The sequence below is a fragment of the Allobosea sp. GW821-FHT09G06 genome, assembly GCF_059416005.1.
Genome location: NZ_JBWKOI010000002.1, coordinates 839028 through 851940 on the forward strand (window position 1 = coordinate 839028; position 12913 = coordinate 851940).

At 67.0% G+C, this 12913-nt stretch carries 12 protein-coding genes; 7 read left to right on the top strand and 5 right to left on the bottom strand.

Annotated elements, in window-relative coordinates:
* Positions 1–70: 70 nt before the first annotated feature.
* Positions 71–895, bottom strand: a complete 825-nt coding sequence (locus AC07NY_RS14145; RefSeq protein WP_494584355.1) for a uracil-DNA glycosylase — start codon at positions 893–895, stop codon at positions 71–73.
* A gap of 171 nt (positions 896–1066) precedes the next feature.
* Here AC07NY_RS14145 and AC07NY_RS14150 point away from each other — a divergent pair, with 171 nt between their 5' ends.
* The 3 genes from AC07NY_RS14150 (at position 1067) to AC07NY_RS14160 (ending at position 5883) form a co-directional block, all read left to right on the top strand.
* Complete coding sequence (locus AC07NY_RS14150) at positions 1067–2746, top strand: electron transfer flavoprotein-ubiquinone oxidoreductase (RefSeq protein WP_494584356.1); 1680 nt, start codon at positions 1067–1069, stop codon at positions 2744–2746.
* Between the two features lie 468 nt (positions 2747–3214).
* Positions 3215–4981, top strand: coding sequence for a tetratricopeptide repeat protein (locus AC07NY_RS14155; protein ID WP_494584357.1), 1767 nt, complete (start codon positions 3215–3217; stop codon positions 4979–4981).
* A gap of 26 nt (positions 4982–5007) precedes the next feature.
* A complete protein-coding gene (locus tag AC07NY_RS14160; protein WP_494584358.1) occupies positions 5008–5883 on the top strand; it encodes a 4-(cytidine 5'-diphospho)-2-C-methyl-D-erythritol kinase in 876 nt (291 codons plus the stop codon).
* Between the two features lie 15 nt (positions 5884–5898).
* On the opposite strand, the gene AC07NY_RS14165 is transcribed toward AC07NY_RS14160, so the two are convergent.
* Entirely contained in the window at positions 5899–6834 is a 936-nt protein-coding gene (locus AC07NY_RS14165; RefSeq protein ID WP_494584684.1) for a polyprenyl synthetase family protein, read from the bottom strand.
* A gap of 254 nt (positions 6835–7088) precedes the next feature.
* Here AC07NY_RS14165 and AC07NY_RS14170 point away from each other — a divergent pair, with 254 nt between their 5' ends.
* Positions 7089–7313: a putative signal transducing protein gene (locus AC07NY_RS14170; protein ID WP_492284231.1), complete on the top strand. Its 225-nt coding sequence runs from the start codon at positions 7089–7091 to the stop codon at positions 7311–7313.
* Positions 7306–8091 (top strand): tRNA1(Val) (adenine(37)-N6)-methyltransferase, encoded by a 786-nt coding sequence (locus AC07NY_RS14175; protein ID WP_494584359.1) that lies wholly within the window; start codon positions 7306–7308, stop codon positions 8089–8091. The genes AC07NY_RS14170 and AC07NY_RS14175 overlap by 8 nt, the downstream gene beginning before the upstream one ends.
* Here AC07NY_RS14175 and AC07NY_RS14180 read toward each other — a convergent pair.
* From AC07NY_RS14180 to AC07NY_RS14190, 3 genes are all read right to left on the bottom strand, one after another.
* On the bottom strand, positions 8082–8387 hold the full coding sequence (locus AC07NY_RS14180) for a hypothetical protein (protein WP_494584360.1): 306 nt from the start codon (positions 8385–8387) through the stop codon (positions 8082–8084). The genes AC07NY_RS14175 and AC07NY_RS14180 overlap by 10 nt on opposite strands.
* Positions 8388–8542: 155 nt before the next feature.
* On the bottom strand, positions 8543–8818 hold the full coding sequence (locus AC07NY_RS14185) for a hypothetical protein (protein WP_494584361.1): 276 nt from the start codon (positions 8816–8818) through the stop codon (positions 8543–8545).
* A gap of 137 nt (positions 8819–8955) precedes the next feature.
* Positions 8956–9225, bottom strand: coding sequence for a hypothetical protein (locus AC07NY_RS14190; protein ID WP_494584362.1), 270 nt, complete (start codon positions 9223–9225; stop codon positions 8956–8958).
* A gap of 258 nt (positions 9226–9483) precedes the next feature.
* Here AC07NY_RS14190 and AC07NY_RS14195 point away from each other — a divergent pair, with 258 nt between their 5' ends.
* Together AC07NY_RS14195 and glyS are read left to right on the top strand one after the other, a co-directional pair.
* Positions 9484–10386 (top strand): glycine--tRNA ligase subunit alpha, encoded by a 903-nt coding sequence (locus tag AC07NY_RS14195; RefSeq protein WP_494584363.1) that lies wholly within the window; start codon positions 9484–9486, stop codon positions 10384–10386.
* Positions 10386–12698 carry a glycine--tRNA ligase subunit beta gene (glyS, locus tag AC07NY_RS14200; RefSeq protein ID WP_494584364.1) on the top strand — a complete coding sequence of 771 codons (2313 nt, stop codon included), beginning with the start codon at positions 10386–10388 and terminating at the stop codon, positions 12696–12698. The genes AC07NY_RS14195 and glyS overlap by 1 nt, the downstream gene beginning before the upstream one ends.
* Positions 12699–12913 lie beyond the last annotated feature (215 nt).

The following is a 12913-nucleotide window of genomic DNA, read 5'->3' on the forward strand; positions in this document are numbered from 1 at the left end:
GCTGGGGCGCTTCTGGATGTGATCTAATGTAACTCTGCCTTGCGCCGCCCCTGCGCGCAACGTCGCTGCGTCAATTCTTCCCGTCGAGCGCCGCCTTTAGCGCGCGCAGGTCGCGCCAGGCGAGGCGCTTGTCGAGCGGTCGCCGTAGCAGATAGGCCGGGTGCAGCGTCGCGATCGCCCGGATGCGTCGCGCGCCGGTGTCGTATTCCACCCATTTTCCGCGCGAGCGCAGAATGCCGGTGAATCCGAGCAGACCTTGCGCCGAGGGGCCGCCGACGCAGACCAGGATGTCGGGGTCGGCAAGCTCGATCTGGCGCTGGATGAAGGGCAGGCAGATCGCGACCTCCTGCGGCGTCGGCGTGCGGTTGCCCGGCGGCCTCCAGGGCAGCATGTTGGCGATATAGACGTCGTCTTTCCGGCTCAGCCCGATCGCTGCCAGCATGCGATCGAGCAACTGGCCGGAGCGTCCGACGAAGGGCAGGCCGATCCGGTCCTCATCGGCGCCGGGTGCCTCGCCAACCATCATCACGCGGCCTTCCGGATTGCCGTCGGCGAAGACCAGGTTCTTGGCGGTGGCCTTCAGCGCGCAGCCTTCGAACCCGGCGAGCGCGGTCTTCAGCTCGTCGAGCGTGCGGGCCTCTCGCGCCAATGCCTTCGCGCTGACCGTCGCGTCGTCCGGAGCCGTCGCAGCCGCCGTCATAGGCCGCACCGGTGCAGCCGGGCGGCCGGGCAGGGGGCGCAGGCGCGGCTGGCCGTTGCCGCCGGCGGGAACCGGATCGGCGAAATGGTTTCGCGGTGTCTCGTCGAGCGCCTCGGTCACGCCCATCTCGGCGTACCAGCTCAGCAACTCATAGGGATCGGGCGCGTCGGGGCCGACTGCATCGGACAGGCTCATAGGGGTATCCTATACCCTGCAAGGCCGCTTCGCGAGCCGACGCAGTTGCAAAATGGAACGCACGCTTGGATAGAGGGGTTCCAGACTGGACGAAAGCCGGCATTGAACGACCCGGCGAAATAGTTCATATATAAACTATCAAGCGGCGCGGTTGCTGAGGCGGAGGGCAGGATGGATCTCAAGGAAGCGCAGAGCGAACCGCGCGAGAGCATGGACTATGACGTCGTCATCGTCGGCGCGGGTCCTGCTGGCCTGGCCGCCGCGATCCGGCTGAAGCAGCTCGACGAGAACCTTACCGTCGTCGTGGTCGAGAAGGGGGCCGAGGTCGGCGCCCATATCCTCTCCGGCGCGGTCATCGATCCGATCGGCCTCGACAAGCTGGTGCCGGACTGGCGCGAGGATCCCGATCGCCCCCTGACCACCGAGGTCAAGGAAGACATCTTCTATTTCCTGACGCAGCCGAACGGCATCCGCCTGCCGAATTTCGGCATGCCCTCGCTGATGAACAACCACGGTAATTTCGTCGGCTCGCTCGGGCTGGTCGCGAAGTTCCTGGGCGCGCGGGCCGAGGCGCTCGGCGTCGAGATCTATCCGGGCTTCGCCGCTGCCGAACTGCTCTTCAACGAGGATGGCTCGGTCGCCGGCATCGCCACCGGCGACATGGGCATCGCCAAGGACGGCACCGTCTCGGATCGCTTCACCCGCGGCATGGAACTGCGCGGCCGCTACACGCTGCTGGGCGAGGGCGCGCGCGGCTCGCTCTCCAAGATCGCGATCAAGCGGTTTGCTCTCGACGAGGGCCGCGAGCCCCAGAAATACGGCATCGGCCTGAAGGAGCTCTGGCAGGTCAAGCCGGAGAAATTCCACAAGGGGCGCGTCCAGCACTCCTTCGGCTGGCCGCTCGACAACAAGACCGGCGGCGGCTCGTTCCTCTACCATTTCGACGACAATCTCGTCTCCGTCGGCTTCGTCGTGCATCTGAACTACCAGAACCCGACGCTGTCGCCCTTCGACGAGTTCCAGCGCTTCAAGACCCATCCGCTGATCCGCGACACCTTCGAGGGCGCCAAGCGCATCGCCTATGGCTCCCGCGCCATCACCGAGGGCGGCTTCCAGTCGGTGCCGAAGCTGACCTTCCCGGGCGGTGCGCTGATCGGCTGCGCGGCCGGCTTCGTCAACGTTCCCCGCATCAAGGGTAGCCACAACGCCATTCTGTCGGGCATGCTCGCGGCGGAGAAGCTCGTGCCGGCGCTGCAGGCGGGTCGCCAGCATGACGAGGTCGTCGAGATCGAGAATAGCTGGCGCGACAGCGCTATCGGCAAGGACCTGAAGCGCGTCCGCAACGTCAAGCCGCTCTGGTCCAAGTTCGGCACCTTCCTCGGCATCGGGCTCGGCGGCATCGACATGTGGCTGAACCAGCTCTTCGGCTGGTCGCCTTTCGGCACGCTCAAGCACGGCAAGCCGGATTTCGCGACGCTGAAGCCGCTCGCCGAGGTCACGCCGATCACCTATCCGAAGCCGGACGGCAAGATCTCCTTCGACAAGCTGTCCTCGGTCTTCCTGTCCTCGACCAATCACGAGGAAGACCAGCCGGCGCATCTCAAGCTGACCGACCCGTCGGTTCCGATCTCGCAGAACCTGCCGCTCTATGGTGAGCCGGCGCGGCTCTATTGCCCGGCGGGCGTCTACGAGGTCGTCTATGAGAACGCGGAGACCAAGACCAATCCGCGCTTCGTGATCAACGCGCAGAATTGCGTCCACTGCAAGACCTGCGACATCAAGGATCCCGCCCAGAACATCACCTGGACGGTGCCGGAAGGCGGCGGCGGCCCCGGTTACGCGAATATGTGATCGCCGCGATTTACTTGCCTGACGAATCAAAAAGGGCGCGCCTGCCGGCGCGCCCTTTGTCGTTAAAACCGGTCTGATCAGCCCTTGCGGACGATCGGGGCGACCGGCTTGGTCTCTTCCTTGGCGCAGCCGGCGACGAAGCCGCCGAGAAGCGCGACGGCGGCAACGCTCAGAATGATCTTCTTCATTGGAATAGTCCCAGTGGAATCGCTGCGGGAACCGCAAGCGAGCCGAATATAGACACGATATCCCTAGCGGATGATTGCCGTTTTCTTGTGCCGGCCCCTTCGTCACCGGGATTCCACCAGGTGTTGCGCAGCTGCTACGAAACCGCCGCATTCATGGGGAGGCCGGCTTGCCCGCCCGCCCGGAAACCGCCATCTTGGCGGCCTACGCGAAGCGATCACGGTCCGCTTGAAGAGTGCGCCCCGAGATGGTGAGGCTGCGGGCCGAGGGAGAATGGCAGTCGTGACATTATTGAAGAAGGTTCGTGCCTCCGGCACGGCTGCTGCGTTGTCGCTGTTGATGTTCCTGCCAGCCGTGGCCGCCGCCCAGGGCGCGACCCAGTCGCGCTCGGCTGATTCGCTTGAGCCGGGTGATAGCCTGGAGGGTAACTACCTCGCCGCGATCGTCGCCGGCGCCTCGCGCGATCTCGGCGCGGCCTCCGTCTATCTGCGCGAGGCGATCAAGGAAGATCCGCAGAACAACGATCTGACCGAGCGCGCCTTCGTCGCCTTCCTGGCCGACGGTGCCATGCAGGACGCCTTCCGGGCTGCCGACAAGCTGATCCAGCAGGACCCGAGCAACGGCCTCGCCCAGCTCGTCATCGGCATCCGCTCGATCAAGCAGAAGAGCTACCAGACCGCGCGCAACCATCTCCAGCGCGGGGGCAGGGGTCGCGCGGCCGACATCACCGCGACCCTGCTCTCGGCCTGGTCCTATCTCGGCTCGAACAATCCCAAGCGCGCCATCGAGACGCTGGAGCGCCTGAAGGGCGAGCCTTCCTACAATCTTTTCCGCGACTACCATGCCGGCCTGATCCTCGACGCCGCCGGCCGCCGGGCCGATGCCGAGAAGCGCCTGAAATCGGCCTATGACGCCGAGAAGACCACGCTCCGCCTCGTCGATCTCTGGGCGCGCTTCCAGGCCCGCAACGGCGACTTCAACGGCGCAGCCGAGACCTATGCCGGCTTCGACCGCCTGCTGCCGAACCATCCGATCATCCGCGAGGGCATGGCGCTGGTCGGCAAGAAGGAGCAGCCGCCGCGCCAGATCTCCACGCCGCAGCAGGGCGCGGCCGAGGTGCTCTACGGCCTCGCCAGCGCCGGCAATCGCCAGGGCGACGAAGCTGCCGCGCTGCTCTACCTGCGCATGGCGATCTATCTCGATCCCGGCCACGACCTCGCCATCCTGACGCTCGGCGACATCCTCGAGCGCGCGCGCCAGCCGGAAGATGCCGTCGCCGTCTACGACAAGATGCCGGCGACCTCTCCGCTGCGCCCGAATGCCGAAATCCAGGCCGGTCTGGCGCTGGAGAATCTCGGCAAGCCCGAAGAGGCGGTGAAGCATCTCGACAAGGTCATCGCGGAGCGTCCTGACGATGTCGACGCGCTCTCGGCGCTCGGCAACATCTATCGCTCGCGCAAGCAGTTCGCCGAGGCCGCGGCGGCCTATGACAAGGCGATCTCGAAGCTCGCTTCGCCGGGCCGGGCCAACTGGGACTTGTTCTATTTCCGCGGCATCGCCCGCGAGCGCATCAATCGTTGGCCTGAGGCTGAGGCCGACCTGCGCAAGGCGCTGGAACTCCTGCCCGATCCGCTCGGCCGTGAGCGCGCGCTAGTGCTGAACTATCTCGGCTATTCGCTGGTCGACAAGCATCTCAAGCTCGACGAGGCGCTCGACATGCTGCGCCGCGCCGTCGAATTGCGGCCGCGCGACGGCTACATCATCGATTCGCTGGGCTGGGCCTATTACCGCCTCGGCCGCTACGAGGATGCGGCGCGCGAGATCGAGCGCGCCTCGGAGCTGCGCCCCTCCGACCCGGTCATCAACGACCATCTCGGCGACGTCTACTGGCGCACCGGCCGCCAGCTCGAGGCCAAGTTCCAGTGGAACCACGCCCGCGATCTCAAGCCCGAGCCCGAGGACCTGGAGAAGATCCTGCGCAAGATCGATCGCGGTCTTGAGGAGCCTTCGGCCAATGCGACCGAAGCCCCGAAGAAGGATGGCGGCTGACGCTCTCGCGTCGCCGGCCTGACGCCGTGGCCCTGCCGCTGACCACGCGCGCCCGCGCCAAGGTCAATCTCGACCTGCGCGTGCTCGGCCGGCGTGCCGACGGCTATCACGAGCTCGAAAGCCTCGTCGCCTTCGCAGGCGTGGGCGATACGCTCTCGCTCGATCCGGGCGCGCCGCTATCTCTCACGCTCACCGGGCCCCGCTCCGAAGGGTTGGCGGTCGATGACGGCAACCTCATCCTGCGGGCGGCCCGTGCGCTCGCTGCCGCGCGTCCTGGCCTGAGTCTGGGGCGCTTCCATCTCGTGAAAAGATTGCCGGTCGCCTCCGGTATCGGCGGTGGCTCGGCCGATGCGGCTGCGGCGCTGCGTCTGCTCGCGCGGTTGAACGGCATCGCGCTAACCGATCCGCTGCTGCGGCAGGTTGCTGCGGGCGTCGGCGCCGATGTGCCGGTCTGCCTCGATTCGCGGGCGCGGTTGATGGCCGGTATTGGCGAAAAGCTTGGTCCGGTGCTCAGCCTGCCGCGGCTCTTCGCGGTGTTGGTCAATCCGGGTGTGGGGGTCGAGACCGTCGGGGTGTTCCGGGCGCTCGGGCTCAAGGTCGGTGAAGTGGTTGCCGAAGCGCGTAGGATCAACCTTGCAGCGCCGGCATCGGCCAGCGAGCTTCTTGGGCACCTGACAGCAACGACCAACGATCTTGCCCCGCCGGCGCAACGCATCGCGCCGGTGATCGGCGAGGTTCTCGAACGGCTTGCGGCGCTGCCGGGTTGCCGGCTCGCGCGCATGTCGGGCTCCGGCGCGACTTGCTACGCGCTGTTCGACGATTGCATGGCCAGCGCCGCTGCGGCGAAGGCTTTGCAGCGCGAGCGGCCGGATTGGTGGATCAAGCCGACGCTGCTGAACTGACGGCCGGTGGGCTGCTCAATGCGCCCGCGCCACGCAGAAATCGACGGCGGCGTTGAGCGCCTGCTTCATCGGCGAGGCCGGGAACAGGCCGAGCGCGTCCTTGGCCATCCGGGCATAATGCTCGGCCCGGGCGATCGTGTCGTCGAGCGCCTTGTGCCGGCGCATGATCGCCTGCGCTTCCTCAAGGTCGCCGTCGCGAATCTCGCCGTCCTGCAGCGTACGCTTCCAGAAGGCGCGCTCAGCCTCGTCGCCGCGCCGGAACGAGAGCACGACGGGCAGGGTGATCTTGCCCTCGCGGAAATCGTCGCCGGTATTCTTGCCGAGCTTGGCGGCAACGCCGCCATAGTCGAGCGCGTCGTCGATGAGCTGGAAGGCGATGCCGAGATTGAGGCCGTAGCTGCGGCAGGCGGCGGCATCGGCCTTCGAGGAATTGGCGATGACCGGCCCGACTTCGCAGGCGGCGGCGAAGAGCTCGGCCGTCTTGCCGCGGATCACCGAGAGGTATTCGTCCTCGGTCGTCTCCGTGTTCTTGGCGACCGAAAGCTGCAGCACCTCGCCCTCGGCGATCACGGAGGCGGCCGTCGACAGGATGTCGAGCGCGCGCAGCGAGCCGACTTCGACCATCATCTTGAAGGCCTGGCCGAGCAGGAAGTCGCCGACCAGCACGCTCGCCTCGTTGCCCCAGAGCATGCGGGCCGCGAGCTTGCCACGGCGCATGTCGCTCTCGTCGACGACGTCGTCATGCAGCAGCGTGGCGGTGTGCATGAACTCGACGGAAGCCGCGAGCTTGACGTGGCCTTCGCCCTGGTAGCCGCAGAGATCGGCCATCGCGAGCGTCAACATCGGCCGCAGGCGCTTGCCGCCAGACGAGATCAGGTGATTGGCGACCTCCGGGATCATCGTCACGTCGGAGCCGGTGCGCGACAGGATCATCGCATTGACCCGCGCCATGTCATCGCGCGTCAGCCCGACCAGCGGCTCGATGCTGGCCTGGTTCGATTCCCGTTCCTCGAGGGAGACGACGACACCCACTGAACGCACTCCAAGTCGGATACTCGCGCCGGACGGCGCGCGCTTGCCATGCCACAACCGTCGCATGGGACGCCAGCCCCTGCAAACCGGCGCGACGCCGCACCTTTGCGTGAGCGGGGGCCTGAAAGCGCTCGGCTCTTGCGCGGGGCGGGGTGCTTGGGCTCCATGGAGCCATGCACGAACTCATGCGCACCAATGATCTTATCCTGCTCGGCGCCGTCGAGGCGCTGCTGGCCTCCGCCAATCTCGATTGCCTGATCGCCGACCAGCATATCAGCTCGCTTGAAGGCATGATCGGCGCCTTCCCGCGCCGCCTGCTGGTGCGCGAGGCCGACCGCAAGCGTGCTCGCGCCTTGCTGGTCGAGGCCGGCTACGGCGCCGAACTCCGCGATGAGTGAAATCGGGGAAGCCTCGGCGCTGGGCGAGATCGTCGAGGATCGCCTGCTCGATGGCCGGTTGCGGCTGCTCCAGCCGCGCAAGGGCCATCGCGCCGGCAGCGACGCGATCCTGCTGGCAGCTGCCTTGCCGGAGCTTGGGCAGGGTGCGTTGCTCGATATCGGCGCGGGCGTGGGCACGGTCGGCCTCGCGACTGCGCTGGCCCAGCCCGATCTGCGTGTCACGTTGCTGGAGCGCGATCCGGAGCTTGCCGCGCTGGCGGCGCGCAATGCCGGGCTCAACGACATGGCCGGACGCGCGACGGCCGTTGCCGGCGATGTCACGGCGCGCGCCGCGATTCTCTCCGGGCTCGGCTTGACTGCCGCCTCATATGATGCGGTCGCGATGAACCCACCCTTCTACCCGCCGGGCGGGAGCAGGGCTTCGCCGGTTCCGAATCGCAAGGCGGCCCATATGGCCGAGGGTGCCCTGGAACCGTGGCTGCGGGCTGCCCGGCGCCTGCTCAGGCCCCGGGGGCATCTGGCGCTCATTCACACGGCGGAGGCACTGCCGGAGGTGCTGGCCGGTCTCCAAACCGGTTTCGGTGCGGTCGCGATCCGGCCGGTTCATGCCTTCGCCGACAAGCCGGCGATCCGGATCATCGTCACCGCCGTCCTGAACAGCAAAAAGCCGGCAGCTTTGCTGCCGGCTTTCGTAATCAATGGCGCCGACGGACGGCTGACGCCGCTTAGCGATGCGGTGCATCGCGGCCGCGCGCGCCTGGCTCCCGATTACCAGTAATAGGGACGCGGGCCGTAGAAGCGCGGCGGGCCGTAATAGGGCCGCGGACCATAGAAGCGCGGCGGACCATAGTAGCGCCGCGGGCCGTAATAGCGCGGGCCATAGTAGCGCGGCGGCCCGTAATAGCGGCGCGGGCCGTAATAATACTGCGCCTCCTGGACCATGCCTTCGCTCGCGTCGGCAGTGGCCGCGATCGGAGCGGCCCCGACCGGAGCCGCGGAGGCAGAGGTGCTGCCGAGGCCGGCCAAGCCCAGCGCACCGGCGGTCGCCGCCGTGACGATGATTGTCCGAAACATGAAAACCTCCATGAGATGGCGTCGGCAACGCTTGCCGTCGGATGAAACGCCGCCCTTGAGTTGTGACATTACGTCGTCGAACCTGAACGGTATGGGATCGCGCCGTTCACCTTGCCTTCAGCCAATGGCCGCAATGCGGCCATGCTTGCTGCCGCTCAGCGGCAGACCCGTACCGGGCGGACAACCCAGCGCCAGCCGTCCCAGATACGCCGCTCGGACCAGAAGCAGCGCGGGCGGTGATAGGAGGGGCGCGGGCCATAATGGCGGCGCGGGCCGCGATGGTATTGAGCCTGTTCGACCAGGTTTTCGCCAGCCTGCGTGGTCTGGCCTGCCTGAGCGCTAGCCGGAGCCGCAGGGGCAGAGGCGGCCGTCAGGGCGAAGCCCCCGAGGGCACCCGCCACGGCGGTCGCGATAAGCGCTGTCCGGAACATGGTCTTCTCCGTCGATCGAGCCATCGGCAGTGCCGATGGGTGACGCGTCGTTGCCGCCGGAAGGCGAGGCCGTTGCTGCTGAACGGCGCGAAACGGCGCCGTTCAGCTCGCCCAGTCGAAACCGGCGGGAGGCCGGCTTAGCGGCAGATACGATGCTGGCGCACGACCCAGCGCCGGCCGTTCCAGAAGCGGCGGGTCTCGGTCCAGCAGCGGCGGACATGCGGGCGGCCCGGGCCGTAATGCGGCCGGCCGCGATGCCAAGCCTGTTGGACGAGCCCGGTTTCGGCGCCGGCGGCAAAGGTCGTGCCGGCGGAAATCGGGGCCGCGGAGGCCGGGGCGCTGCTCATGGCGGCACCGAGCAAGGTTGCGGCGCCGAACGCGGCGGCAATGATGCGGGTTGTCAACATGGGCTTACTCCTTAGGTTTTTACAGCCGCCGGCCCGGCATCAAATGCTCGCCCCGAACATCGCGAACCATGCGGTTGGTTGTGTCGATATCAGACCGGTTATGAACGAAACCTGTCCGCGTTCGGTTCCGGCCCGCGCTTGACCCTGGCGGATACGAACCCTAATCACCGCACCATCCCCTTGTTATCGGAAGGTTGCAGGCACTTGTCCGCCCCCGCGCCACTCTCGCTTTCCACCATCCCGGCTTCTTCCCCGGCGATGGATCCGACCCGCTCCTTCCAGGGGCTGCTGCTGACGCTGCAGCGCTTCTGGGCCGAGCGAGGTTGCGTGGTGCTGCAGCCCTACGACATGGAAGTCGGCGCCGGCACCTCCCATCCCGGCACGATGCTGCGTTCGCTTGGGCCGAAGCCCTGGCGGGCGGCCTATGTCCAGCCGTCGCGCCGGCCCAAGGACGGCCGCTATGGCGAGAACCCCAACCGGCTGCAGCATTATTACCAGTTCCAGGTCATCCTGAAGCCGAACCCGCCGAACCTGCAGGAACTTTACCTCCAGTCGCTCGAAGCGATCGGCATCGACATGCTGCTGCACGACATCCGCTTCGTCGAGGACGATTGGGAGAACCCGACGCTGGGCGCCTGGGGCCTCGGCTGGGAATGCTGGTGCGACGGCATGGAAGTCAGCCAGTTCACCTATTTCCAGCAGGTCGCCGGCATCGAATGCGCGCCCGTATCCGGCGAGCTGACCTACGGTCTCGAACGCCTCGCCTGCTATCTGCAGAACGTCGAGAGCATCATGGAGCTCAATTTCAACGGGCTCGAGGGCGACGAGAAGGTCACCTATCGCGATGTCTTCCTGCAGGCCGAGCAGGAATATTCGCGCTACAATTTCGAGCACGCCGATACCGATGCCCTGTTCCGGCGCTTCGCCGAGGCGGAGGCCGAGTGCCGCGCCCTCCTGCGAAAGGGCGAGGCCGGCGACCGCCATCTCATGGTCCAGCCCGCCTATGACCAGTGCCTGAAGGCCGGTCATACCTTCAACCTGCTCGATGCGCGCGGCGTGATCTCGGTCACCGAACGGCAGAGCTACATCCTGCGCGTGCGTGAGCTCGCCAAGGCCTGCGGTGCGGCCTGGCTGAAGACCGACGGCGGCGGAGCGAACTGATGCCCGATCTTCTCCTTGAATTGTTTTCGGAAGAAATCCCCGCGCGCATGCAGCGCAAGGCGGCGGATGACCTCAGGAAGCTCGTCACCGATGCGCTGGTCGAGCGCGGCCTGGTCTATGAGGGCGCCAAGGCCTTCGCGACGCCGCGCCGTCTCGCGCTGCACATCGCCGGCCTGCCCGTGCGCGGCCGCGACGTGCGCGAGGAGCGCAAGGGTCCGCGCGTCGGCGCGCCCGACGCTGCCGTGCAGGGCTTCCTCAAGGCTGCCGGCCTGACCTCGCTCGACCAGGCGACCATCGTCAGCGATCCGAAGAAGGGCGACAGCTACGTCGCCATCATCGAGAAGCCTGGCCAGGAAACCGTCGCGGCCATCGCCGAGATCGTGCCGGCCGTGATCCGCGCCTTCCCCTGGCCGAAATCGATGCGCTGGGGCAAGGCCTCGGCGGCCGGCGCGAGCCTGCGCTGGGTCCGCCCGCTGCATTCGATCCTCTGCACCTTCGGCGCTGCCGAGGTCGAGGACCCGGAGATCGTGCCCTTCGCGGTCGACGGCATCGTCTCGGGCAATGTCACCTATGGCCATCGCTTCCATGCGCCTGCGCCCATCACGGTGAAGCGCCTCGACGACTATGTGAGCTCGCTCGAGAAGGCGAAGGTCGTGCTCGATGCCGACCGCCGCAAGGAGATCATCCTCACCGATGCCCGCAACCTTGCCTTCGCGCAGGGGCTCGATCTCGTCGAGGACGAGGGGCTGCTGGAGGAGGTCGCCGGCCTCGTCGAATGGCCGGTCGTGCTGATGGGCTCCTTCGAGGAGCGCTTCCTCGATATCCCCGGCGAGGCGATCCGCGCCACCATCCGCGCGAACCAGAAATGCTTCGTGCTGCGCGATCCGGCGACCGGCAACCTCGCCAACCGCTTCATCCTGGTCTCGAACCTCGTCGCCAGCGATGGTGGCGTGGCGATCACCGCCGGCAATGGCCGCGTCGTGCGCGCGCGCCTCTCGGACGCCGCCTATTTCTGGCAGACCGATCGCGGCTCGCTGCCGGACCTCGGCACCTTCAAGGACAGCGCCGAGAAGCTCGGGCTCGATCTCGCCAAGCCGCTCGACCAGCGCATGGCCAAGCTCGACAAGCTCGGCGTCGTCTTCCACGCCAAGCTCGGCACGCAAGGCGAGCGCGTCCAGCGCATCGCGGCGCTGGCGAAGGACCTGGCCCCGATCGTCGGTGCCTACCCGGACAAGGCCGAGCGCGCCGCCAAGCTCGCCAAGGCCGACCTGCCGACCGAGATGGTCGGCGAGTTCCCGGAGTTGCAGGGCCTGATGGGCCGGAAATATGCCGAGCTCCAGGGCGAGGACGCTTCGGTCGCCGCAGCGGTCGAGGAGCACTACAAGCCGCTCGGGCCGACAGACCGCATCCCGACGGATTCGGTCTCGGTGGCGGTGGCGCTGGCCGACAAGGTTGATCTGCTCACCGGCTTCTGGGCGATCGACGAAAAGCCGACCGGCAGCAAGGATCCTTTTGCGCTGCGACGGGCTGCGCTGGGCGTGATCAGGATCGTGCTGGAAAACGGCCTGAACTTCTCGATCGACCGTTTCAACGACGTGCAGTTGCTGCGTCACCAGATCGGCTCCTCACCATCGGCTCCCGAAAAACTCGGCGCCATCCTGTCCGCAGCCGCTACCAGCGGAATGTTCGGTGAGCAGGCGCGCGCGCTGATCGCCGCGAGCCGTGACGAGAAGCCCGAATGGCTGCGGCTCGTCGATGAGCATGACCCCGCCATCAGCGACGATCTGCGCCTGTTCCTCCAGGATCGCCTCCGGGTTCATCTCCGGGAAATCGGCACCAGGCACGATATCATCGATGCCGTCATCGCGCCGGGAAGCTGCAATCTTTTCCTCATCACCCGCCGTGTCGCCGCACTTGGCCGCTTCCTCGACACCGAGGACGGCAGGAACCTGCTCGCGGGCTACAAGCGCGCCGCCAATATCCTCAAGGCCGAGGAGAAGAAGGACGGGGAGGGCGCCTTTGCCGCTGCTCCCGACCTCCACCTCATCGCCGAGGCCGGCCTGATCGAGGAGAAGGCGCTCGCCGTCGCCCTCGCGCAGGCGACGCCGAAGGCCGAGGCTGCCGTCTCTAACGAGGATTACGAGGGCGCCATGGCCGCGCTCGCTGAAATCCGCCCGGCGGTCGATGCCTTCTTCGACAAGGTCACGGTCAACGATCCCGATCCGGCCTTGCGCGCCAACCGCCTGAAGCTGCTCAACCAGCTTCGCCAGGCGACGCGCGCGGTCGCGGATTTCGATCGCATCGCGGGCTAAGTAAGGCGCGGGTACCGCGGGGAACCCTCTCCCGTAGGGAGAGGGCAGTGTGAGGGGTAGGCCGTTGGTCGCCCGTGCTCTGCCCTAACCGCGCCCGCGGTTGGTTTGGCGCTGAACTGGTCCAGCGGCCGACACCTCACCCCTACCCCTCTCCTTACAGGAGAGGGGTTTTCTGTTGTGGCTCCCGCACGCTCCCTGAAAACCGCCACTAACGC

What these genes read in the sequence shown, in the direction of transcription:
- AC07NY_RS14145 (WP_494584355.1), bottom strand. Translation starts at nt 895, where the DNA reads ATGAGCCTGTCCGATGCAGTCGGCCCCGACGCGCCCGATCCCTATGAG.
- AC07NY_RS14195 (WP_494584363.1), top strand. Translation starts at nt 9,484, where the DNA reads ATGGATCCGACCCGCTCCTTCCAGGGGCTGCTGCTGACGCTGCAGCGC.
- glyS (WP_494584364.1), top strand. Translation starts at nt 10,386, where the DNA reads ATGCCCGATCTTCTCCTTGAATTGTTTTCGGAAGAAATCCCCGCGCGC.
- AC07NY_RS14175 (WP_494584359.1), top strand. Translation starts at nt 7,306, where the DNA reads ATGAGTGAAATCGGGGAAGCCTCGGCGCTGGGCGAGATCGTCGAGGAT.
- AC07NY_RS14185 (WP_494584361.1), bottom strand. Translation starts at nt 8,818, where the DNA reads ATGTTCCGGACAGCGCTTATCGCGACCGCCGTGGCGGGTGCCCTCGGG.
- AC07NY_RS14165 (WP_494584684.1), bottom strand. Translation starts at nt 6,834, where the DNA reads ATGGCGCGGGTCAATGCGATGATCCTGTCGCGCACCGGCTCCGACGTG.
- AC07NY_RS14190 (WP_494584362.1), bottom strand. Translation starts at nt 9,225, where the DNA reads ATGTTGACAACCCGCATCATTGCCGCCGCGTTCGGCGCCGCAACCTTG.
- AC07NY_RS14170 (WP_492284231.1), top strand. Translation starts at nt 7,089, where the DNA reads ATGCACGAACTCATGCGCACCAATGATCTTATCCTGCTCGGCGCCGTC.
- AC07NY_RS14150 (WP_494584356.1), top strand. Translation starts at nt 1,067, where the DNA reads ATGGATCTCAAGGAAGCGCAGAGCGAACCGCGCGAGAGCATGGACTAT.
- AC07NY_RS14180 (WP_494584360.1), bottom strand. Translation starts at nt 8,387, where the DNA reads ATGTTTCGGACAATCATCGTCACGGCGGCGACCGCCGGTGCGCTGGGC.